16 protein-coding genes and 1 other RNA gene are annotated in these 18158 nt (G+C 63.6%); 13 read left to right on the top strand and 4 right to left on the bottom strand.

Features of this window, described 5'->3' with window-relative positions; all coding sequences use genetic code 11:
* Positions 1–75: 75 nt before the first annotated feature.
* The 3 genes from LB524_RS01870 to LB524_RS01860 are packed head-to-tail and all read right to left on the bottom strand — an operon-like array spanning position 76 to position 5719.
* Complete coding sequence (locus LB524_RS01870) at positions 76–741, bottom strand: class I SAM-dependent methyltransferase (protein WP_140726082.1); 666 nt, start codon at positions 739–741, stop codon at positions 76–78.
* Positions 738–2036, bottom strand: a complete 1299-nt coding sequence (locus LB524_RS01865) for a DUF3419 family protein (protein WP_041163423.1) — start codon at positions 2034–2036, stop codon at positions 738–740. Before LB524_RS01865 ends, LB524_RS01870 begins: the two co-directional genes overlap by 4 nt.
* A 32-nt stretch (positions 2037–2068) precedes the next feature.
* Positions 2069–5719 (bottom strand): hydantoinase B/oxoprolinase family protein, encoded by a 3651-nt coding sequence (locus LB524_RS01860; protein WP_224523348.1) that lies wholly within the window; start codon positions 5717–5719, stop codon positions 2069–2071.
* Positions 5720–5902: 183 nt separating this feature from the next.
* On the opposite strand from LB524_RS01860, the gene LB524_RS01855 reads away from it, so the two are divergent.
* The 7 genes from LB524_RS01855 to LB524_RS28765 all read left to right on the top strand — a co-directional run bounded on the left by LB524_RS01855 (position 5903) and on the right by LB524_RS28765 (position 9916).
* On the top strand, positions 5903–6115 hold the full coding sequence (locus LB524_RS01855; protein ID WP_015317194.1) for a hypothetical protein: 213 nt from the start codon (positions 5903–5905) through the stop codon (positions 6113–6115).
* A gap of 160 nt (positions 6116–6275) precedes the next feature.
* Positions 6276–6995: a J domain-containing protein gene (locus LB524_RS01850; protein ID WP_041163805.1), complete on the top strand. Its 720-nt coding sequence runs from the start codon at positions 6276–6278 to the stop codon at positions 6993–6995.
* Positions 6992–7747: an N-acetylmuramoyl-L-alanine amidase gene (locus LB524_RS01845; RefSeq protein WP_140615614.1), complete on the top strand. Its 756-nt coding sequence runs from the start codon at positions 6992–6994 to the stop codon at positions 7745–7747. Before LB524_RS01850 ends, LB524_RS01845 begins: the two co-directional genes overlap by 4 nt.
* Positions 7748–7959: 212 nt before the next feature.
* On the top strand, positions 7960–8697 hold the full coding sequence (locus tag LB524_RS01840) for a lytic transglycosylase domain-containing protein (RefSeq protein ID WP_140615616.1): 738 nt from the start codon (positions 7960–7962) through the stop codon (positions 8695–8697).
* Positions 8698–8761: 64 nt separating this feature from the next.
* Positions 8762–9161, top strand: an RNA gene (gene rnpB / locus LB524_RS01835) — RNase P RNA component class A.
* Positions 9162–9340: 179 nt separating this feature from the next.
* The gene (locus tag LB524_RS01830; RefSeq protein WP_140615618.1) at positions 9341–9616 is read left to right on the top strand and encodes a type II toxin-antitoxin system ParD family antitoxin; all 276 of its coding nucleotides are present in this window, start codon (positions 9341–9343) and stop codon (positions 9614–9616) included.
* Positions 9617–9784: 168 nt separating this feature from the next.
* Positions 9785–9916, top strand: coding sequence for a type II toxin-antitoxin system RelE/ParE family toxin (locus LB524_RS28765; RefSeq protein WP_318012210.1), 132 nt, complete (start codon positions 9785–9787; stop codon positions 9914–9916).
* A 115-nt stretch (positions 9917–10031) separates the two neighbouring features.
* Here the strand turns inward: LB524_RS28765 and LB524_RS01820 are convergent, their stop codons facing one another.
* Entirely contained in the window at positions 10032–11147 is a 1116-nt protein-coding gene (locus tag LB524_RS01820; protein WP_140615620.1) for a cystathionine gamma-lyase, read from the bottom strand.
* A gap of 406 nt (positions 11148–11553) precedes the next feature.
* On the opposite strand from LB524_RS01820, the gene mraZ reads away from it, so the two are divergent.
* From mraZ to LB524_RS01790, 6 genes are read left to right on the top strand one after another with little or no spacing between them, the layout of a single operon-like run.
* A complete protein-coding gene (gene mraZ / locus LB524_RS01815) occupies positions 11554–12027 on the top strand; it encodes a division/cell wall cluster transcriptional repressor MraZ (RefSeq protein WP_140615622.1) in 474 nt (157 codons plus the stop codon).
* A complete protein-coding gene (gene rsmH / locus LB524_RS01810) occupies positions 12024–13040 on the top strand; it encodes a 16S rRNA (cytosine(1402)-N(4))-methyltransferase RsmH (RefSeq protein WP_015317202.1) in 1017 nt (338 codons plus the stop codon). The genes mraZ and rsmH overlap by 4 nt, the downstream gene beginning before the upstream one ends.
* A gap of 4 nt (positions 13041–13044) precedes the next feature.
* Complete coding sequence (locus LB524_RS01805) at positions 13045–13440, top strand: hypothetical protein (RefSeq protein WP_015317203.1); 396 nt, start codon at positions 13045–13047, stop codon at positions 13438–13440.
* Positions 13437–15161, top strand: a complete 1725-nt coding sequence (locus tag LB524_RS01800; protein WP_224523347.1) for a peptidoglycan D,D-transpeptidase FtsI family protein — start codon at positions 13437–13439, stop codon at positions 15159–15161. The genes LB524_RS01805 and LB524_RS01800 overlap by 4 nt, the downstream gene beginning before the upstream one ends.
* 54 nt (positions 15162–15215) lie before the next feature.
* Positions 15216–16670, top strand: coding sequence for a UDP-N-acetylmuramoyl-L-alanyl-D-glutamate--2,6-diaminopimelate ligase (locus LB524_RS01795; RefSeq protein ID WP_224523345.1), 1455 nt, complete (start codon positions 15216–15218; stop codon positions 16668–16670).
* Entirely contained in the window at positions 16667–18148 is a 1482-nt protein-coding gene (locus tag LB524_RS01790; RefSeq protein ID WP_224523342.1) for a UDP-N-acetylmuramoylalanyl-D-glutamyl-2,6-diaminopimelate--D-alanyl-D-alanine ligase, read from the top strand. Before LB524_RS01795 ends, LB524_RS01790 begins: the two co-directional genes overlap by 4 nt.
* The last annotated feature ends 10 nt before the right edge of the window (positions 18149–18158 follow it).

Here is an 18158-nt window from a genome sequence, read left to right as displayed (position 1 = left end):
TTGACCTTGGAATTGGAGCGTTGGGCCGCCGATGGCGAAAGCGCGCCGGGTTCTACGGCTGTTTTGTCTGCGATGTCAGGTGCCGAGCTTGATCACAGCCAGCCAGGAATAACCGTGATAAAGCGTGCGGAAACGGAAGGTTGCGCCGGTTCGCTCGGCTTCCGATTCCAGAACGTCGCGCAGGGATTCACGCGGCGTGACGTGGAATTTTTTCAGCCAGCCGCGCAGCAAGGTGCGGAACCAGCCTGGCAGACCTTCCTGCTGGCCGAAATCGACGACGTGCAGCGAGCCCATCGGGGCCAGCGCGGCAAGTGCTGCCGATACCGTCTTCTCCCAGCCCGGGATCATCGACAGCGAATAGGATACGAAGACGCGGTCGAAGCTGCCTTGGCCAAACAGCGCCTTCGCGTTGAAATCCGTGGCATCGCCCCTTGCCAGCATGACGCGATCAGAGAGGCCTTCGCGGGCAACCGCGGCGCCTGCCGTCTCCAGCATTTCGGCCGAAATATCGAGGCCGAAGAAGCGCGCGTCTGGATAGGCGCGGGCGGCGAGGATGATGTTGCGGCCGGTGCCGCAGCCGAGTTCCAGTACGGTGCCGCCCGATGGCACGTCCAGTCCCGATATCAGCTTGTCGCGGCCGAGCAGGTAGTATTTGCGGGTCAGGTCGTAGACATGGCGCTGCCAGCGGTAGACGCCGTCCATCAGTTCGGCGTGGCTGGCCGGCAGCTCCGTCGTGCTCATGCGGCGCGCTTCACATAGAGGTGGAAGCCGCCATAGATGGCCGAGCGGTCGCGGGCCGAGAATTCGCGCGAGGCCTCGTTCTGGTAATCCCACTGGTCGAGAAGCGAGGTGGAAACGCGGCCCGGCAGCAGGCTGGGCTCGGCAGCGGTGCGGAAAATGACGCGCGCCCCAGTGGAGGCGGAGCGGGTGATTTCCGACCACAGTGCATTGAGCTGGTCATCGGTCATCCAGTCCTGCGCGTCGAGCAGGATGAAGCGGTCGACGGCGCCGGCATCCTTGCCGGCGAGGAATTCGATCAGGTTGGCGTGATGGATGGCGACGCGGTCGACATTGCCGCGGATGGTCTCGTAATTGTGCTTTTCCAGATAGGCGGGCAGGGCGGCCTCGCCTGGTTCCGGGTAGCGGCGAGCAAAGGCCTGCCAGGCGAAGTAATTGTTTTCCAAGGGGAAGTCGCAGGCAAGCTTCTCCAAGCGGGCCTTAAGCACGCTGGCCATGGTGCCGTCGCCGGAGGTGATCAGCGAATCATACTGCGCCGGCGGAATGCCGAGACCGAACAGCGAGGCTTTTCGCGAGGTCGCCCATTTCAGAAGCTTCCTGTCGAAGACCGGCGCCAGCTCCTCGTTGAAGAAGCGGCGCTGTTCGCCGATATTCCTGGCTTCCATCATGCGGGCCGGGTTGACGCCGAACAATTTCGCCGTGCGGTGGCCCATGGCGATGAACAGGCCGAGCAGGCCGGTCTGGTAGAAATTGCGGTCGAAGACACCAATACGCCGGCGGCCGCGCCAGTTGCGGTGTTCCCAATAGTGGCGGCTGACCGGGTCGAGATGCGGCGCGATGAAACGGTCGTAGGCTTCCGAATTGTGGCTGGTGTCGGCGGCGCCGAAGAAGCGGAACAGGTCGCTCTGCGAAGGCAGATGGCGGACTGCCTCAAGCTTCATGCGGTTCAGCGCGATGTGAGCGGCGTTGAGGTCGACAGCGTCGATCCGTGCCGGCGAACGGGTAAGGTAGGCCAGGATGTTGCAGCCGCCGGAAGCGATGGTGACGACGCGATGACCCTGGCCAAGTTGCATCGCGTCCATGTCGACGTCAGGATCTTCCCAGATCTGCGGATAGACAAGGCCGGAAAACAGGAAGGCGAACAGCCGCTCGGAAATGCCAGCTTTCGAAAGCGCGCGGTTCTGGTAGACGGCTTTTCCAACTTCCTTGCCGCGGCGAAAAACCAGATCCGAGGAGACGTCCGTCATGGCAAAGTGATTCCCCATTTGCTTTGCCGCAAGCGGGTATCGCAGGGTCATGACAGGCCGGTGACAGCCTGTTGACGTCTTCCTTACAGCTTGCCAAACCCGCCCGGCGTCGGCGTCGTCACGATCACCGCCTCGCCAGCGTCGAGCACGGTCTGGTCGCAGGCCTTCAGCACCTTGACCGTGCCGTCGTTGCGGCGGACCTTGGTCGAGCCGACTTCGCCGTCGCCGCCGCCATCCAGCCCCCGTGGCGGGCGGTTGCGGTGCGAGGACAGGATCGCGCATTCCATTTTCTCGAGGAAGCGGATGGTGCGTTTGGTGCCGTCGCCGGCGTTCCATTTGCCCTTGCCGCCCGAGCCTTCGCGGATGTGAAAATCCTCCAGCACCACGGGAAAGCGCAGTTCAAGCACCTCCGGATCGGTTAGGCGCGAATTGGTCATATGGGTGTGCACGCCGGAGGTGCCGGCAAAGCCGCGGCCGGAGTTCATATGGCCGGCCGGCGAGCCGGAACAGATGGTCTCGTAATATTGGTACTTCTTGTTGCCGAAAGTCAGGTTGTTCATCGTGCCCTGCGCATTGGCCATCGCGCTCATGGCGCCGAACAGCGCATTGGTTACGTGCTGCGAGGTCTCGACATTGCCGGCGACGACGGCGGCAGGGTAGGCGGGCTTCAGCATACAGCCGTCGGGAATGACGATGTTGATCGGCCTGAGGCAGCCGGCATTCATCGGGATCATGTCCTCGACCATGACGCGGAAGGCGTAGAGCACGGCCGCGCGCGCCACCGGCTCAGGGGCGTTGAAATTGTTCTTCATGACAGGCGACGTGCCGGTGAAGTCGACGGTCGCCTCGCGCTTTTGGCGATCGACCGTGATCTTCACCTTGATGACCTGGCCGGTATCGGTCGGATATTCATATTCCGACGTGTCCGGCAGCCGCTCCAGCACCCGGCGCACGCTCTCGGCGGCATTGTCCTGGACATGGCCCATATAGGCCTCGACGACATCAAGTCCGAAATGGGAGACCATCTTGCGCAGTTCGGCGACACCCTTCTCGTTGGCGGCAATCTGTGCCTTGAGATCGGCGATGTTCTGGTGCGGGTTGCGGGCGGGGTAGCGATGATCGGTGAGCAGCGTATGCAGCTCCGTCTCGCGGAATTTTCCGCCGTCGACGATGCGGAAATTGTCGAACAGAATGCCTTCCTCGTCGACCGTGGTGGCGAGCGGCGTCATCGAGCCCGGGGCGGTGCCGCCAATGTCGGCATGGTGGCCGCGCGAGGCCGCCCAGAAGAGGATGTTTTTCCTGATGTCGTCGAAGACCGGTGTCACCACGGTGATGTCGGGCAGATGCGTGCCGCCATTATAGGGGGCATTCAAGGCAAAGACGTCGCCAGGGTGGATGTCGCCGGAGTTCAGCCGGATGATGGTTTCGACCGAACGGTCCATGGAGCCGAGATGCACCGGCATGTGCGGCGCATTGGCGACCAGCGCCCCGGTGTGGTCGAAGACGGCGCAGGAAAAATCCAGCCTTTCCTTGATGTTGACGGAATAGGCGGTGTTCTGCAGCGTCACGCCCATCTGCTCGGCGATCGACATGAAGAGATTGTTGAAGACTTCGAGCATCACCGGATCGGCTTGCGTGCCCAGGGCAGCGGCGCGCGCTTTCTTTTCCGTGCGACGGATGACGACGTGATTGAGGTTGGTGATTTCAGCAAGCCAGCCCGGCTCGACGACGATGGTCTGGTTCGGCTCGATGATCAAGGCGGGGCCGGCGACCAGATTGGACGGTCCGAGGGTCTCGCGACGGTAGACGCCAGCTTCATGCCACTGGCCTTCCGTGTAGATTAGCCGGGTCTCGGAAGCGGCTGGATGGACCCTTGCCGGTCCGGCAGGCGCATGGGCCTCGGCGCTGGTCTGGCCGGTTTCGGTGCCCTCGACGCCGACGGTCTCGACCACCATCGGCTTGTCGTCATAGACGAAACCGAATTGCGCTTTGTGGGCGATTTCGAAATCGCGCTTTGCCTGGAAGATCGAATCGTTCTCAAAATTCACCGGGAGGGTCGTGTCGGTGCCGTCATAGCGAATGTGCAGCACCGGCCTGGTGGCAACCGCGTCCTTGGCGATGCCTTGCGCCGCCAGTTCCGCGATCACGGCCTTTTTCAAGGTGGCGATGAGGCCGCCAATCTCCGTTCTGGACTCTTCGGCGAGCGGCTTGAGCAGCGCCTGCTGGCGCGAGGCGAACACGGAGGCCAAGCCGATGCCATAGGCCGAAAGCAGGCCGGAGAAGGGATGGATCAGCACGGCCTCCATGCCAAGCGCGTCCGCGACCAGGCACGCGTGCTGTCCGCCGGCGCCGCCGAAGCAGTTCAGGAGGTATTCGGTGACGTCGTAGCCGCGCTGCACAGAAATCTTCTTGATCGCATTGGCCATGTTCTCGACCGCGATGGTGACGAAGCCCTCGGCGACCGATTCGGGCGGCCGGCCATCGCCGATCTCAGCGGCAAGTGCCGCGAATTTCGCACGTACGGTTTGCGCGTCGAGCGGCGCGTCCTGGCCGGAACCGAAGATCGACGGGAAGAAGTCGGGCTGCAGCTTGCCGAGCATGACATTGGCATCGGTCACCGCCAACGGGCCGCCGCGCCGGTAGGCGGCGGGGCCGGGATTGGCGCCCGCGGAGTCCGGTCCGACGCGGAAACGCCCGGCCTCGTAGTGCAGGATCGAGCCGCCGCCGGCGGCGACCGTGTGGATGCGCATCATCGGCGCGCGGACGCGCACACCGGCGACTTCCGTGTCGAAGGCCCGTTCATACTCGCCGTCATAGTGGGCGACGTCGGTGGACGTACCGCCCATGTCGAAGCCGATGACCTTGTCGAAACCGGCGAGCTTCGCCGTCTCGACCATGCCGACCACGCCGCCGGCCGGGCCCGACAGCAATGCGTCCTTGCCCTGGAACATGTCGGCGGCGGTGAGCCCGCCAGAAGACATCATGAACATCAGGCGAGGGGATTCGTTGTTTTTTCCCGCCGCACCCGGTTCTCCCGCCACCCCCAGTTCTCCCGCCACCCTTTGCACATAGCGCGACAGGATCGGCGACAGATAGGCGTCGACCACCGCGGTGTCGCCGCGGCCGACCAGCTTGATCAGCGGCGAGACCTCGTGGCTGACCGAGACCTGTCCGAAACCAAGCTTGCGGCAGACCTTGGCCACCGCCTTCTCGTGATCGGGATATTTCCAGGCATGCATGAAGACGATCGCCACCGCATCGATGCCATCGGCTTTCGCTTGTTCTATGGCCGGCCGGCAGGCTGATATGTCGAGCAGCCGTTCGACGCGGCCGTCGGCGAGCACACGCTCGTCGACCTCGATGACGCGCTCATAGAGCTGTTCGGGAAGGATGATCTCCTTGGCGAAGATGTCCGGTCGCGCCTGGTACGCAATCCCTAACGCATCGCGAAACCCCTTGGTGATGAGCAACAACACGCGGTCGCCCTTGCGCTCCAGGAGGGCGTTGGTGGCCACGGTCGTGCCCATCTTGATGTCGCCGATCAGGCTGGACGGGATCGCGGCGGCCGGTTCAAGGTCGAGCAGGTCGCGGATGCCCTGAATGGCCGCATCGGCATAGGCCTCAGGATTCTCCGACAGCAATTTGCGCGGATGCAGCCCGCCTTGCGGGTCACGGCCGATAATATCGGTGAAGGTGCCGCCGCGATCGATCCAGAAATCCCATTTCGCGGTCATGCGGCTGTCTCCGGTATTCGTTTTCGTTATCGTTGTTAAAGCGCCCAAGCGCCGGCAGCAATGTCGCCTGCATGCCATTGATGTTACAGGCGGAAACGCAACGTTATGAAACCCATGGCCGTCCGGGGCATTTCTCCTTCGACCGTTCACCGCAACGTGAACGTGTGTTGAAGGAGAGACGTAATGAAAAAGCTCATTCTTGCTTCGGTGTCCGCCCTGGCCCTGCTGGGCGTTGCCGCCTGCAGCGACAGTGGCACAGGCACTGACAACACCACCACGCAGAGCACCAATCCGCCGGCTGCCGAGCAGCCGATGAAGCCCGCGGCCCCGGCCGATAATTCGACCAAGCCTGCCGAGCCGGCTCCGGCAACGCCCGCTCCTGCGCCCGCGCAGTAGTTTGTAAGCAGTAGGTGTCTTGGGAGGAAGGCCGGCTTCATGCCGGCCTTTCTCGTGGAGACCGCGCTCGGGACCGTGGATCGTCGGTGGCCACGGACCCGATAGAGAGTGGCCGTTATTGGCTTGATAGCGGGGACCGGTTGGCTCTATGAAGCTGGCCATGTCGATTTGGGACCGCCTCGGCGACTTCATCACGCGGGTTTCGTCTTCAACCACGTCAGGCGTCGCCGACGTGGTTGAAGCTGTGCGCACGGTTTTCTCCGGCGATGCCGACCTGCGCCGCCGCGTCGCCTTCTCGGTGGCGATGATCGCGCTGTCGGCCAAGATGGCCAAGGCCGACGGTATCGTCACCCAGGATGAGGTGCGCGCCTTCCAGGAAATTTTCGAAGTGCCGCCGAAGGAGACGCGCAACGTCGCGCGGCTGTTCGATCTGGCCCAGCGGGATGTGGCCGGTTTCGAGACCTATGCCGAGCGCATGGCGCAGCTCTGCGGCTCCGGGCACTCCAATTGCGTGATGTTGGAAGACATACTCGATGGCCTGTTCCACATCGCCAAGGCCGATGGGTTGGTGCATGAGCGCGAAGGCATCTTCCTGCACCGTATCGCCGAGATCTTCCGTATTGACGAGACGCATTACGAATCGATCATGGCGCGGCACGTCAATCTTGGTGCCGGTGACCCCTATGTCGTCCTCGGCATCGAGCGGGGCAAGCCGTTCGAGGAGGTCAGGAAACGCTATCGCAAGCTGGTGTCGGACAACCACCCGGATCGGCTGATCGCGCGCGGGCTGCCGCAGGAATTCATCAAGATCGCGACGACCAGGGTCGCGGCGATCAACGCCGCCTACGAGATGATCGAGCGGGGTCTGCGGCACGCATGAGCGGCTTCCTGCCCGACGAGCCAAGCGCCGAGGTCAGGGTATCGCCGAATTTCGGGCCAAGGCGCGACGCGCAGAAGCCCGACATGATTGTGCTGCACTACACGGGCATGGCTACCGGGGCCGCGGCCGAAGCCTGGCTGTGCGATCCGGCGAGTGAAGTCTCGTCGCATTATCTCGTCCATGAGAATGGTCACGTCGTGCAGATGGTGCGGGAAAGCGATCGCGCGTGGCACGCCGGCCAGAGTTCCTGGTTCGGACGCACCGACATCAATTCCTGCTCGATCGGCATCGAAATCGTCAATCCCGGCCATTCACTGGGCTATCCCGGCTTTCCGAAACGTCAGATCACGGCGGTCATCGAGCTGTGCAAGGGGATTGTCACGCGGCACGCGATCACCCCCCAGCGGGTGTTGGCGCACTCCGACGTGGCGCCGGGGCGCAAGATCGATCCCGGCGAGAAGTTCCCATGGGCCGCGCTGTTTAAGGCCGGTGTCGGTCATCTCGTGCCGGCCGCTCCCGTCAGGCGCGGAGCCGCGCTGAAGTCCGGTGACCGCGGTGCCGATGTGGAGACGCTGCAGTCGATGCTGTCGCTTTATGGCTATGGCGTCGAGATATCGGGCATTTTCGACGACCGGACACGAATTGTCGTTGAGGCCTTTCAACGGCATTTTCGACCGCGCCGGATCGACGGAATCGCCGACGGCTCGACGATGCGCACGCTGCAGAAACTGCTTGCTTCCGCGAGGAATTGACCTCAGGTCAAGAGCGGGTCCAAGTAATCCTCGCTGGTCATAAAGTTACAAACTGTCACTGAAAGTGACTTGCCTCGCCTTCATTGGCGCCAAATCGGACTTCAAAGGGCGTTTCGTACAGTTTGTCGGACGTCCATCCCCCCGGGTGTTCCGATATTGATCAAGCGATGCCACGCGAAGATCTTCGCGTGGCCCCAACAGAACAGGATCACATGCAGAAATTGACCGTTTTAACGGCAGCTCTTGCTGCCGGGGTAATGAGTTTTGCCTTCAGTGCGGCCGACGCCGCGCCGTTAAGTCCACGGGCCGACCAGGGCCTCGTCGCGGCATCCGCCAAAGGCAAGGCCATTTCGGCCAAAAGCAACAAGACGACGAAGCAGGTTTCCGCGAAAGTGGAAAAGGCAAGCTGGGCCAAGGCAAGTGGGACCAAGGCAAGTAAGACCGGGGCAGGGAAATCCTCCGCCAAGAGGCAGACAAAGCGCGGCCGCAAAACCGTGGACATGACGACGACCGCATCGATCGGTCTCGGCAACGTCGCTGCGGCGACCGCGGCGGTGACGAGCGGTGGCCAGTATTCCGCGATTGTCGGCCGCTACGCGGCGACCTACGGGGTTCCGGTGTCGCTGGCCCAGGCCGTGATCAAGATCGAAAGCAACTACCGGCCGAATATGGTCGGCGGCGCCGGCGAGATCGGACTGATGCAGATCAAGCCGGCAACCGCGCGCATGATGGGTTACAGCGGGTCGGCCAAGGGCCTGTTCGATCCCGACACCAACATCAAATACGGCATGAAGTACCTCGCCATGGCGCGCGACCTCGGCGGCGGCACGACCTGCGGCACCATCCTGAAATACAATGCCGGCCATGGCGCCACCCGCATGAACCCGGTTTCGGCGGCCTATTGCAGCAAGGTCAAGGTCCAGTTGGCGGCTGTCGGCGCACCGGCTTGACAAGAACCGGGCACGACGGCTTTTTCGGTTGCGTTTTGCGGTGTGAACCCCTTTATACGCCCTGCCAGCTGGCCGGGCGGCCGCACCCGCAAACGCCGAAAGGCCGCGGGTGAGGAAAGTCCGGGCTCCATGGAAACACGGTGCCGGTTAATGGCCGGCGGGGGCGACCCCAGGGAAAGTGCCACAGAAAGCAAACCGCCACGACTTTGTCGGGGTAAGGGTGAAAGGGTGGGGTAAGAGCCCACCGCGCGACTGGCAACAGGAGCGGCACGGTAAACCCCACCGGGAGCAAGACCGAATAGGGGCGGTGCGAGGGGGAACCCTCGAGGGCTGTTTCCGGTCCACCGTCCGGGTAGGTTGCGTGAGGCGCATGGCAACATGCGCCCAAGATGAATGGCCGCCACGTTCTCGCCTCGCAAGGGGCGAGGGCCATACAAAACCCGGCTTACAGGCCAGCTGGCAGTTTCTCTCCACGACATCTGGGATAAAGCCTTTGATGCCAGAAGGTTACGCCCATGGGCGCAGCTTCTGATTCAACGCATGGCGCTGATTTGCCCCGCCGCAAGACAGAGATATCCGCCGACTTTTCTTGAAACTGGTGCGATTAAATCGTACCATCACGGCTCATCATCAGGAGCCTATCGTGGGTCAGGTCGACAAACGCAGCATCACGCTTTCGCCGGAGTTGGCTCAGGCCGTCGACGATGTGGTCGCGGCTGGAGAATACGCTTCGGCGAGCGAGGTGATCCGCGATGCGTTGAGGCAATGGAAGGACCGCCGCGACCTGATGGGCTACACGGTTGAGGAACTGCGCAAGCTGGTGCAGGAGGGGATCGACAGCGGGCCTGGTCGGTTTGCCTCGATGGACGAAATCAAGGCGGAGGCCCGCAGGCGTCTGCGATCTGACGACGCGGCATGAAGTTGCTGCCAATCGACCGCAGCGCTCGTGCGGAAGAGGATTTGGTTGCGATCCGGCTTCATATTGCGGGCAACAACGAGGCAGCAGCGGACCGGTTGCTTGATCGTTTAGCGGCAAGATGGCAGCAATTGTCGACTTAATCCCTTCTCAGGTGCGCCACGCAACGACATTGCGCCGGGTATCCGCCATCTGATTGTCGGCGAATATCTCACCTTGTACCGGGTCGGCGGTGATGCGATCGAAGTTCTTCGCGTGCTGCATGGTCGGCGCAACATCGAAGCCAATGACCTCGGCTCCTAAGCAATCCAGGAGAAGCGCTAGCGCTTTCCCTTGCGGAATCGCGTAATTGCGTAAAACAAGGAGTTAGGGCGGTTCGGCGATCCCATCAAACGCTGACCCGCTCGTGGTCGATTTGTCAGTCGCTGATCCTGTCCAGCGAGGCCTCGATCGCCTTCCAGAGTTCTTCCACCGGCTCACAACCGACCGACAGGCGAACGAAGCCGGCCGGAACCGCGTCGCCTCGCTTCAAGCGCCGCTCGGCCGAGGTGTGGACGCCGCCGAAGGAGGTCGCGGCCTGCATCAGGTCGCAATTGTTGATGAAATCCTCGGCTTTCTGCTCGGAAGCGAGTTCGAAGGAGATGAGGAAGCCGAAGCGCTCCATCTGGGCGCGGGCAAGATTGTGCGAGGGATCGCCTTCCAGGCCGGGATAGCGCAGGCCGTTGATCGCCCGATGGCCTTGCAGGCGCCGCGCGATCACTTCCGCCGACGAACACATGCGGTCGAAGCGCACATCCAATGTTTCCAGGCCGCGATGCACCAGCCAGGCTTCGAACGGCCCGGGGATGCTGCCCGAGACCTCGCGCCAGCCGGTCACGGCGGCGATGATATCCGCATTGCGGCTGGCAACATGTCCGAACAGCACGTCGGAATGGCCATTGGGTGCCTTGGTGTCGGCGGCGACAACGATATCGGCGCCGTGATCGAGAGGGCGCTGGCCGAAGGGCGTCATCGTCGTGTTGTCGACCACCAGCAGCGCGCCGGCCTTGTGGACGGCTTCGGCGACAGCGGCGATATCGCAGATGTCCAGCCCCGGATTGGCCGGCGTTTCGACGAAGGCCAGGCGATAGCCCGCAAAACCGCCGTCAAGGAAAGTCGATGTCGGCCGGACATCGTAGGAGACACCGAGCGGTTGCAGGAAGCGATCAGCCAGCGCCCTGGTGGTGTGATAACCGTCCGAAGGCAGCAGGACATGGTCGCCGGCCTTGAGCATGGCAAAGAATGCCGCCGAGATCGCTGCCATTCCCGAGGGAAAGCCGACGCAGGGCGCGTCTTCCAAATGGGACAACATGTGTTCGACGGCATCCCAGGTCGGGTTGCTGAAACGGCCGTACTGGTTGAAGCCGGTGGCATCGCCCGGTGCATGGAAGATGGCGGCCATGGTCAGTGGCAGGGGAATGGAATCGCCCATGGCAAACCCGCTGCGACGCAAATGGGGAAGGGCCGCGGCGCGCGATTTGGCAGTTTCAGACATCGAGTTTCAAATCCCTTGGCGATCGGTGATATGGGGAGACGCTATGCCCGGCCGCGGCTCGCGGCAAGGCGTCTCCAGTTAGACCAGCGAGGCTCTAAACGGTTCGTTAGGCTTAATAGACCATAAAGACGAGACGTGCCGTCAAAGCCTTCTCGTCGCCGTGATGCGCATGTTTGTGAAGCCTATTCCCGTTGACGCCCATAGTGCCCCATGGTATCCCATTTCGACATCAAAGCCTTCGTTCCGCGTCAGGGTAAAGCGTACGCCAATCGGGCAGCCGCGGCGGCTGCGCGTTTGCCGTTTTTTGCCCGTGTGGACGAGGTTGGTGCGGGGCAGACGCAGCGCTGCGGTGGCGCGTGCGACACGATGAAGAGGGGTGCGGCCGCGCAGGCGGCTGCAACGTGTGATGGACCGGTTTCTGTCGAACACGGTGAGCAGGATCGATGCGAAGGGACGGGTGTCCGTTCCGGCGCATTTCCGTGCCGTGGTGCAGAAGCGCGGCTATTCGGAACTCTATGCGCTGCGGTGCCTGGATCTGCCGGCGATGGATGTCGGCGGGCTCGATCTGCTCGATCGCTACGAACAACGCATCGCGCGGGAAGACCCGTTCCTGCAGGCTGCGGACGACATGTCGTTCTTCTGCCATGGCGACGGAGCGTTCCTGAAACTCGACCAGGACGGCCGCATCACCATGACCGATTTCATTCGCGAACATGCCGGCATTTCCGCGGAGGTGGCCTTTGTCGGGCGCGGCAATTTCTTTCAGATCTGGGAGCCGGGACGGCTTGCGACCTACGGCGCGCAGGCGCGTGCCAGGCTTTTGCAGCTTCGGCAGGGGACGAAGGCTCGCGAGGCCAAGGCTGGGGAGCGACCGGAATGACGGTGGGCCACGGCGATGATATCAACGCCGTTGGCGGATCGGTCCGCCACATTCCGGTCCTCCTTGGCGAAGTGCTGGAAGCGCTGGCGCCGGCGGAGGGCGACATCGTCATCGACGGCACGTTCGGCGCCGGCGGCTACACCAAGGCCATCCTGGCGGCAGGCGCGTCCGTGATTGCCATCGACCGCGATCCGGATGCCATCGCGGCCGGCCGCGACCTCGAGGCGCAATCCGGCGGCCGGCTGAAGCTGGTGCAGGCGCCGTTCTCGACGCTCGACGAGCACGTCGAAAGCGTCGATGGCGTCGTGCTCGACATCGGCGTTTCCTCCATGCAGCTCGACCAGGCCGAGCGCGGCTTTTCCTTCCGCAACGACGGACCGCTCGACATGCGCATGGCGCAGGCGGGCCTGAGTGCTGCCGATGTCGTCAACAGTTTCAAGCCGGGCGACCTTGCCCGCATCTTCGGCTTCCTCGGCGAAGAGCGTCACGCCGGCCGCATCGCCCGCATGATCGAGGCGCGCCGGGAAAAACGCCCATTTGAGCGCACGCTCGAACTCGCCGATGCGATCGAAACCCATATTGGACGCGCGCCGAAGGACAAGATCCATCCGGCGACCCGCGTCTTCCAGGCGCTGCGCATCTTCGTCAATGACGAGCTCGGCGAACTGGCCAGGGCGCTGTTCGCGGCCGAACGCGCGCTGAAGCCTGGTGGACGGCTCGCCGTGGTGACGTTCCATTCGCTGGAAGACCGCATCGTCAAGCGCTTCATCGCCGACCGCGCCGACACCATGACCGGCTCGCGCCACATGCCGGAGGCGCAGGCGCGCACCGCGACATTCCGCAAGGCTGGTGGCGGGGTGACCGCAGGCGATGCCGAGGTTGCGGCCAACCCACGCGCCCGCTCGGCCAGGTTGCGTGCCGCGATCCGCACCGAGGCTCCGGCGCGCGGCGACGATTTTTCGATTTTCGGCCTTCCAAAACTTCCCGGCATCGACCGGCCGGGGGAGAGGTAAGCACGTGTTTCGTACCAGCGACATTGTCCTGATCGCCGTCATGGTTTCGGCGGCCGCCCTGACCTACAAGGCCAAGCGCGAGGCCGAGGACCAGTTGGCGGCCGTGCAGAAGATCCATGCCGAGATCCGTTACGAGGAGGACACGATCGACCTGCTCAAGGCCGACTGGAGCCTGCTCACCCAGCCGTCGCGCCTGCAGAAGCTGGCCGAACTCTATAAGTCGCAGCTCGCGCTGGAGCCGGTCAGCGCCCGCCAGATCGTGGGCCTGGGCGACCTGCCGGCCAAGGCCCTCGATATCCAGGACATCCTGAACGGGCGCCAGGGCGCGATGGCCGACAATTCCGATAAGGCGCCTTCAGGCGACAAGGATCCCGTCGTGACCGGAGACATCGCCCAATGATCGGCAAACTGCTGAAGCGCTTCGCGTCGGTAAGGCGCGCCAGGACGGGCGAGGACAGATCGATCGTGGTCGAAGGCGCCCGCAAGGCGACAGGCGGCAAGGGCAAGGCGCGCATCGTGATGACGATGGCCGTGTTCTTCGGCATCTTCTCGACCATATCCGGGCGGCTGGTCTATCTCGGTTTCCAGACACCCGACCTGTCGGGCGGCCCGCAGAGCCGGGTGACCGCCTCGCGGCCCGACATTGTCGACCGCAACGGCGAAGTGCTGGCCACCGACATCAAGACGGCGTCGCTGTTCGCCGAACCGCGCCGCATCGTCGATGCCGACGAGGCGATCGAGAAGCTGTCGACGGTGCTGCCCGAAATCGACTACGAGCAGACCTATCACAAGCTGAAGAGCGGCGCCGGCTTCGTCTGGCTGCAGCGGCAGCTGACGCCCAAGCAGCAGGCCGACATCATGCAGCTCGGCATTCCCGGTTTTGGCTTCCGCACCGAAAAGCGCCGTTTCTATCCAAGCGGCGAAACCTCGTCCTACGTTGTCGGTCTGACCAACATCGACAACCAGGGCATTTCCGGCATGGAGAAATATATCGATGAGCAGGGCCTGAGCGACCTGCAGGCGTCGGGCCTGGCGGTGGCGAAGGATCTCAGGCCGGTGAAGCTTTCGATCGACCTGCGCGTCCAGCATGTGGTGCGCGACGAGATTGCCGCCGGCCTGGAACGCTATCGCGCCATGGGCGCAGGCGCGGTCGTGCTCAACGTCAAGACCGGCGAAGTGGTGGCCATGGCCTCGGTGCCGGATTTCGATCCGAACAATCCCTACAATGCGCAGGACAAGGACCGGCTCAACCGGATGTCGGCGGGGCTCTATGAAATGGGCTCGACGTTCAAAAGCTTCACCTCTGCCATGGCGCTCGATTCCGGCAAGGCGACGATGTCGAGCCGCTTCGACGCTTCGCATCCAATCCGCGTCGGCCACCAGGCCATTCACGATTTCCACGGCAAGAACCGTGTGCTGTCGTTGCCGGAGGTGTTCCTCTATTCGTCCAACATCGGATCGGCCAGGGAGGCAGAGCTGGTCGGCATCGAGGCGCACCGCGAATTCCTGCACCGCCTCGGCATTCTGGAGAAGATGCAGACCGAACTGCCCGAAGTCGCCCGCCCGACCGAGCCGAAAGTCTGGAAGCAGGTCAACTCGTTCACCATCGCCTTCGGCCATGGCGTGTCGACGACGCCGCTGCAGGCGGCTGTCGGCTGCGCAGCGCTGGTCAATGGCGGATATCTGATGGAGCCGACATTCCTGGTCCGCAGCCAAGAGGACGCGATGGCGGCAGCCAAGAAAGTGGTCGCCGACAAAACCGTCGAGGGCATGCGCTACCTCTACACGCTCAACGCCGAAAAGGGCTCGGCCAGAAACGCCCGCGTTCCCGGCTACCGCGTCGGCGGCAAGACCGGAACGGCCGAGAAGGTCATCAACGGCCGTTACTCGAAGGAGTTGAATTTCAACACCTTCGTCGCCGCCTTCCCGATGGACGATCCGCAATATCTGGTGTTCACCATCGCCGACGCCCCGCATCCGGAAAAGCCTGGGATGACCGACGTCGCCGCCAACAATGCTGGGGTTATGGCCGGCAATATCATCAGGCGTTCAGCGGCCATGCTTGGCGTGAAGCCAGATTTCAGCCATGAAAATGGTGCAACGCTGGTTTCCTATCAGTGATTCTTAGGGCGCGCCGGCAACTGCGCGCTATTTTGTTGCGGTGAACGGGACTCGATGAAGCTCAAAGATCTAGCCGGTATCCTGCCAGTCGAAGGAACAGCTTCCGCCGATCTGGAGGTCACCGGCATCTCGTCCGATTCCCGCCAGGTAAAACCGGGCGTCGTCTTTTTCGCGCTTGCCGGAACCAAGGCCGATGGCGCGAGCTACGCCGCTGATGCGGCCCGGCGTGGCGCCGCCATGATCGTCCTGGGCAAAGGCAGCGCCCTTGCCGATTTGCCGGTTCCGGTGCTGGCGGTCGATGATCCGCGCCTGGCACTGGCGTTGAGTGCCGCCCGCTACTTCGGCAGACAGCCGCAAACCATGGTCGCGGTTACCGGCACCAGCGGCAAGACATCGGTTGCCGCCTTCACCAGGCAGATTTGGGAGCAGGCGGGATACGCCGCCGCCTCGATCGGCACCACTGGCGTGGTCGCGCCCGGCCGCAACGAATATGGTTCGCTGACGACACCCGATCCGGTCGCCCTGCACCGGTTGCTCAGGGAATTGGCCGATGCCGGCGTTACCCACGCCTCGATGGAGGCCTCCAGCCACGGGCTCGACCAGCGCCGCCTCGATGGGGTGAAGCTCTCGGCCGGGGGCTTCACCAATCTCGGCCGCGACCACATGGATTACCATCCGACGATCGAGGATTATCATCGCGCCAAATTGCGCCTGTTCGACACGTTGCTGCCGAAGGGCGCCCCCGCCGTCGTCTTCGCCGACGATCCGTGGTCCGAGCCGACGATAAAGGCGGCGCGGGCCGCCGGGCTTGATGTGCTGACGGTCGGCCGCCATGGCGATTTCCTCAGGCTGAAGCGGGTCGAGCATGAGCGTCATCGCCAGCGTGCCGAGGTCGAGGCCGACGGTGTGATCCACGAGATCGACCTGCCGCTCGCCGGCGATTTCCAGATCGCGAATGCGCTGGTTTCGGCGGGGCTGGCCATTTCCACTGGAACGCCTGTCGCCAAAGCCTTGGCGGCATTGGAGAAATTGAAAGGCGCGCCGGGCCGGCTCGACCTCGTCGGCACCACGGCGAGCGGCGCGCCGGTCTATGTCGATTACGCGCACAAGCCCGATGCGCTGGAGAACGTGCTGGCCTCGGTGCGTCCGTTCACCACCGGCCGTGTCATGGTCGTCTTCGGCTGTGGTGGCGACCGCGACCGTGGCAAACGACCGATCATGGGCGAGATCGCGACACGGCTTGCAGATGTCGTCATCGTCACCGACGACAATCCGCGCTCGGAAGTGCCCGAAACCATCCGCGCCGCCATTCTTGGGGCCGCGCCCGGCGCCATGGAGATCGGCGACCGGCGCAAGGCTATCCACGAGGCTGTCGGCATGCTGCATGCCGGCGATACGCTGATCGTGGCCGGCAAGGGTCATGAGGAAGGCCAGACGATCGGCTCGGAAACGCTGCATTTCTCCGACCACGAGGAAGTGCGCGCCGCGCTCCGGGAGCATGCCGCATGAGCTTGCTGTGGACGTCGGAAGCGCTGGTTGCCGCCACGGACGGGCGGCCGCTCGGCCCCATGCCCGAAGGCATATCGGGCATTTCGATCGACAGCCGCAGCCTGCAGCCGGGCGATGCTTTCTTTGCCATCAAGGGCGAGGCGATGGACGGCCATGACTTCGTCACCGCGGCCATCAAGGCCGGCGCCGGCGTGCTGGTGGTGGCCGAAGGCAAGCTGCCCTCACTTGGCCGGTTGACCGCGCCGATAATCGTCGTCGACGACGTCCTGGTTGCGCTGGAAAAGCTCGGTGTCGCGGCGCGCGCCCGCTCGCAAGCCAAGATCATCGCGGTGACCGGCTCAGCGGGCAAGACCACGACCAAGGAGGCGCTGCGCCACGTGCTTTCGGCTGTCGGCAAGGTGCATGCCTCGGCGCAGTCCTTCAACAACCATTGGGGCGTGCCGCTGACCTTGGCGCGCATGCCCGCCGATTGCGACTATGCCGTGTTCGAGATCGGCATGAACCATCCCGACGAGATCCGGCCGCTGGTGAAGATGGTGCGGCCGCATGTCGCCATCGTCACCATGATCGCGGCCGCGCATCTTGGCTTCTTCCGCAACCTGGACGAGATCGCCAAGGCCAAGGCCGAGATTTTCGAGGGCCTGGAGCCCGATGGTGCTGCCGTCCTCAACCGCGACGATGCGCGTTTCAAGCTGCTGTACAAGATGGCACAGGCTGCCAGCGTCGAGCATATCCATGGCTTCGGCGAGAATGCGCGCTCGACCTTCAAGCTGGTCAAGTGCGAGTTGCATGCCGACCATTCCGACATCGTCGCCAGGATCAGCGGCCACGATATCATCGCCCGTATCGGCGCGCCCGGCCGGCACATGGTGCAGAACGTGCTGGCGGTGCTTGGCGCCGCCCATCTGGTTGGCGCCGATCTCGACAAGGTTGCATTGGCGCTGGCCGATCTCTCGGCCGAGCGCGGGCGCGGCAAGCGCCACGTGCTGCGGCATCCCGGTGGCCCGATTTCGGGCCGGGCCGGGGGCCCGATTTCGAGCCAGGCCGGTGGCTCGATCACGCTGATCGACGAGAGCTACAACGCCAATCCTGCCTCGATGGCGGCCGCGATGGCGCTGCTCAACGCGACGCCGGTAACGAGCGAGGGCAGGCGCATCGCCGTGCTTGGCGACATGCTCGAGCTCGGCGATCACTCGGCCAAGCTGCACGCCGCTCTTGCCGATCTCATCGTCGGCACCGGCACGCGGACGGTCTTTCTCGGCGGCCCGGAAATGCGGTCGCTGGCGGAAGCGCTGCCGGACGATATCAGGACGGAATACCGCGCCGGCGTCGAGGAGTTGAAGCCGGTGCTGCTCGCCGCGCTGAAGCCGGGCGACGTGGTGATGATCAAATCGTCGAAGGGCATCGGTTTTGCAAAACTGGTCGATGCGCTGCTGGGCAAATTCCCGGCTGAAACGACAACAAGCAACCAGACCTAGTCGGGGGACG

The organism is Mesorhizobium sp. ESP6-5, from assembly GCF_020164695.1.
Lineage (GTDB): Bacteria > Pseudomonadota > Alphaproteobacteria > Rhizobiales > Rhizobiaceae > Mesorhizobium > Mesorhizobium australicum.
Note: the sequence above shows the minus strand (reverse complement) of the source record. Positions and strands in the feature narration are given on the sequence as shown.

Coding starts and splice junctions, on each gene's coding strand:
- LB524_RS01870 (WP_140726082.1), bottom strand. CDS start 741: ATGAGCACGACGGAGCTGCCGGCCAGCCACGCCGAACTGATGGACGGC.
- LB524_RS01865 (WP_041163423.1), bottom strand. CDS start 2,036: ATGACCCTGCGATACCCGCTTGCGGCAAAGCAAATGGGGAATCACTTT.
- LB524_RS01860 (WP_224523348.1), bottom strand. CDS start 5,719: ATGACCGCGAAATGGGATTTCTGGATCGATCGCGGCGGCACCTTCACC.
- LB524_RS01855 (WP_015317194.1), top strand. CDS start 5,903: ATGAAAAAGCTCATTCTTGCTTCGGTGTCCGCCCTGGCCCTGCTGGGC.
- LB524_RS01850 (WP_041163805.1), top strand. CDS start 6,276: ATGTCGATTTGGGACCGCCTCGGCGACTTCATCACGCGGGTTTCGTCT.
- LB524_RS01845 (WP_140615614.1), top strand. CDS start 6,992: ATGAGCGGCTTCCTGCCCGACGAGCCAAGCGCCGAGGTCAGGGTATCG.
- LB524_RS01840 (WP_140615616.1), top strand. CDS start 7,960: ATGCAGAAATTGACCGTTTTAACGGCAGCTCTTGCTGCCGGGGTAATG.
- LB524_RS01820 (WP_140615620.1), bottom strand. CDS start 11,147: ATGTCTGAAACTGCCAAATCGCGCGCCGCGGCCCTTCCCCATTTGCGT.
- mraZ (WP_140615622.1), top strand. CDS start 11,554: ATGGACCGGTTTCTGTCGAACACGGTGAGCAGGATCGATGCGAAGGGA.
- rsmH (WP_015317202.1), top strand. CDS start 12,024: ATGACGGTGGGCCACGGCGATGATATCAACGCCGTTGGCGGATCGGTC.
- LB524_RS01800 (WP_224523347.1), top strand. CDS start 13,437: ATGATCGGCAAACTGCTGAAGCGCTTCGCGTCGGTAAGGCGCGCCAGG.
- LB524_RS01795 (WP_224523345.1), top strand. CDS start 15,216: ATGAAGCTCAAAGATCTAGCCGGTATCCTGCCAGTCGAAGGAACAGCT.
- LB524_RS01790 (WP_224523342.1), top strand. CDS start 16,667: ATGAGCTTGCTGTGGACGTCGGAAGCGCTGGTTGCCGCCACGGACGGG.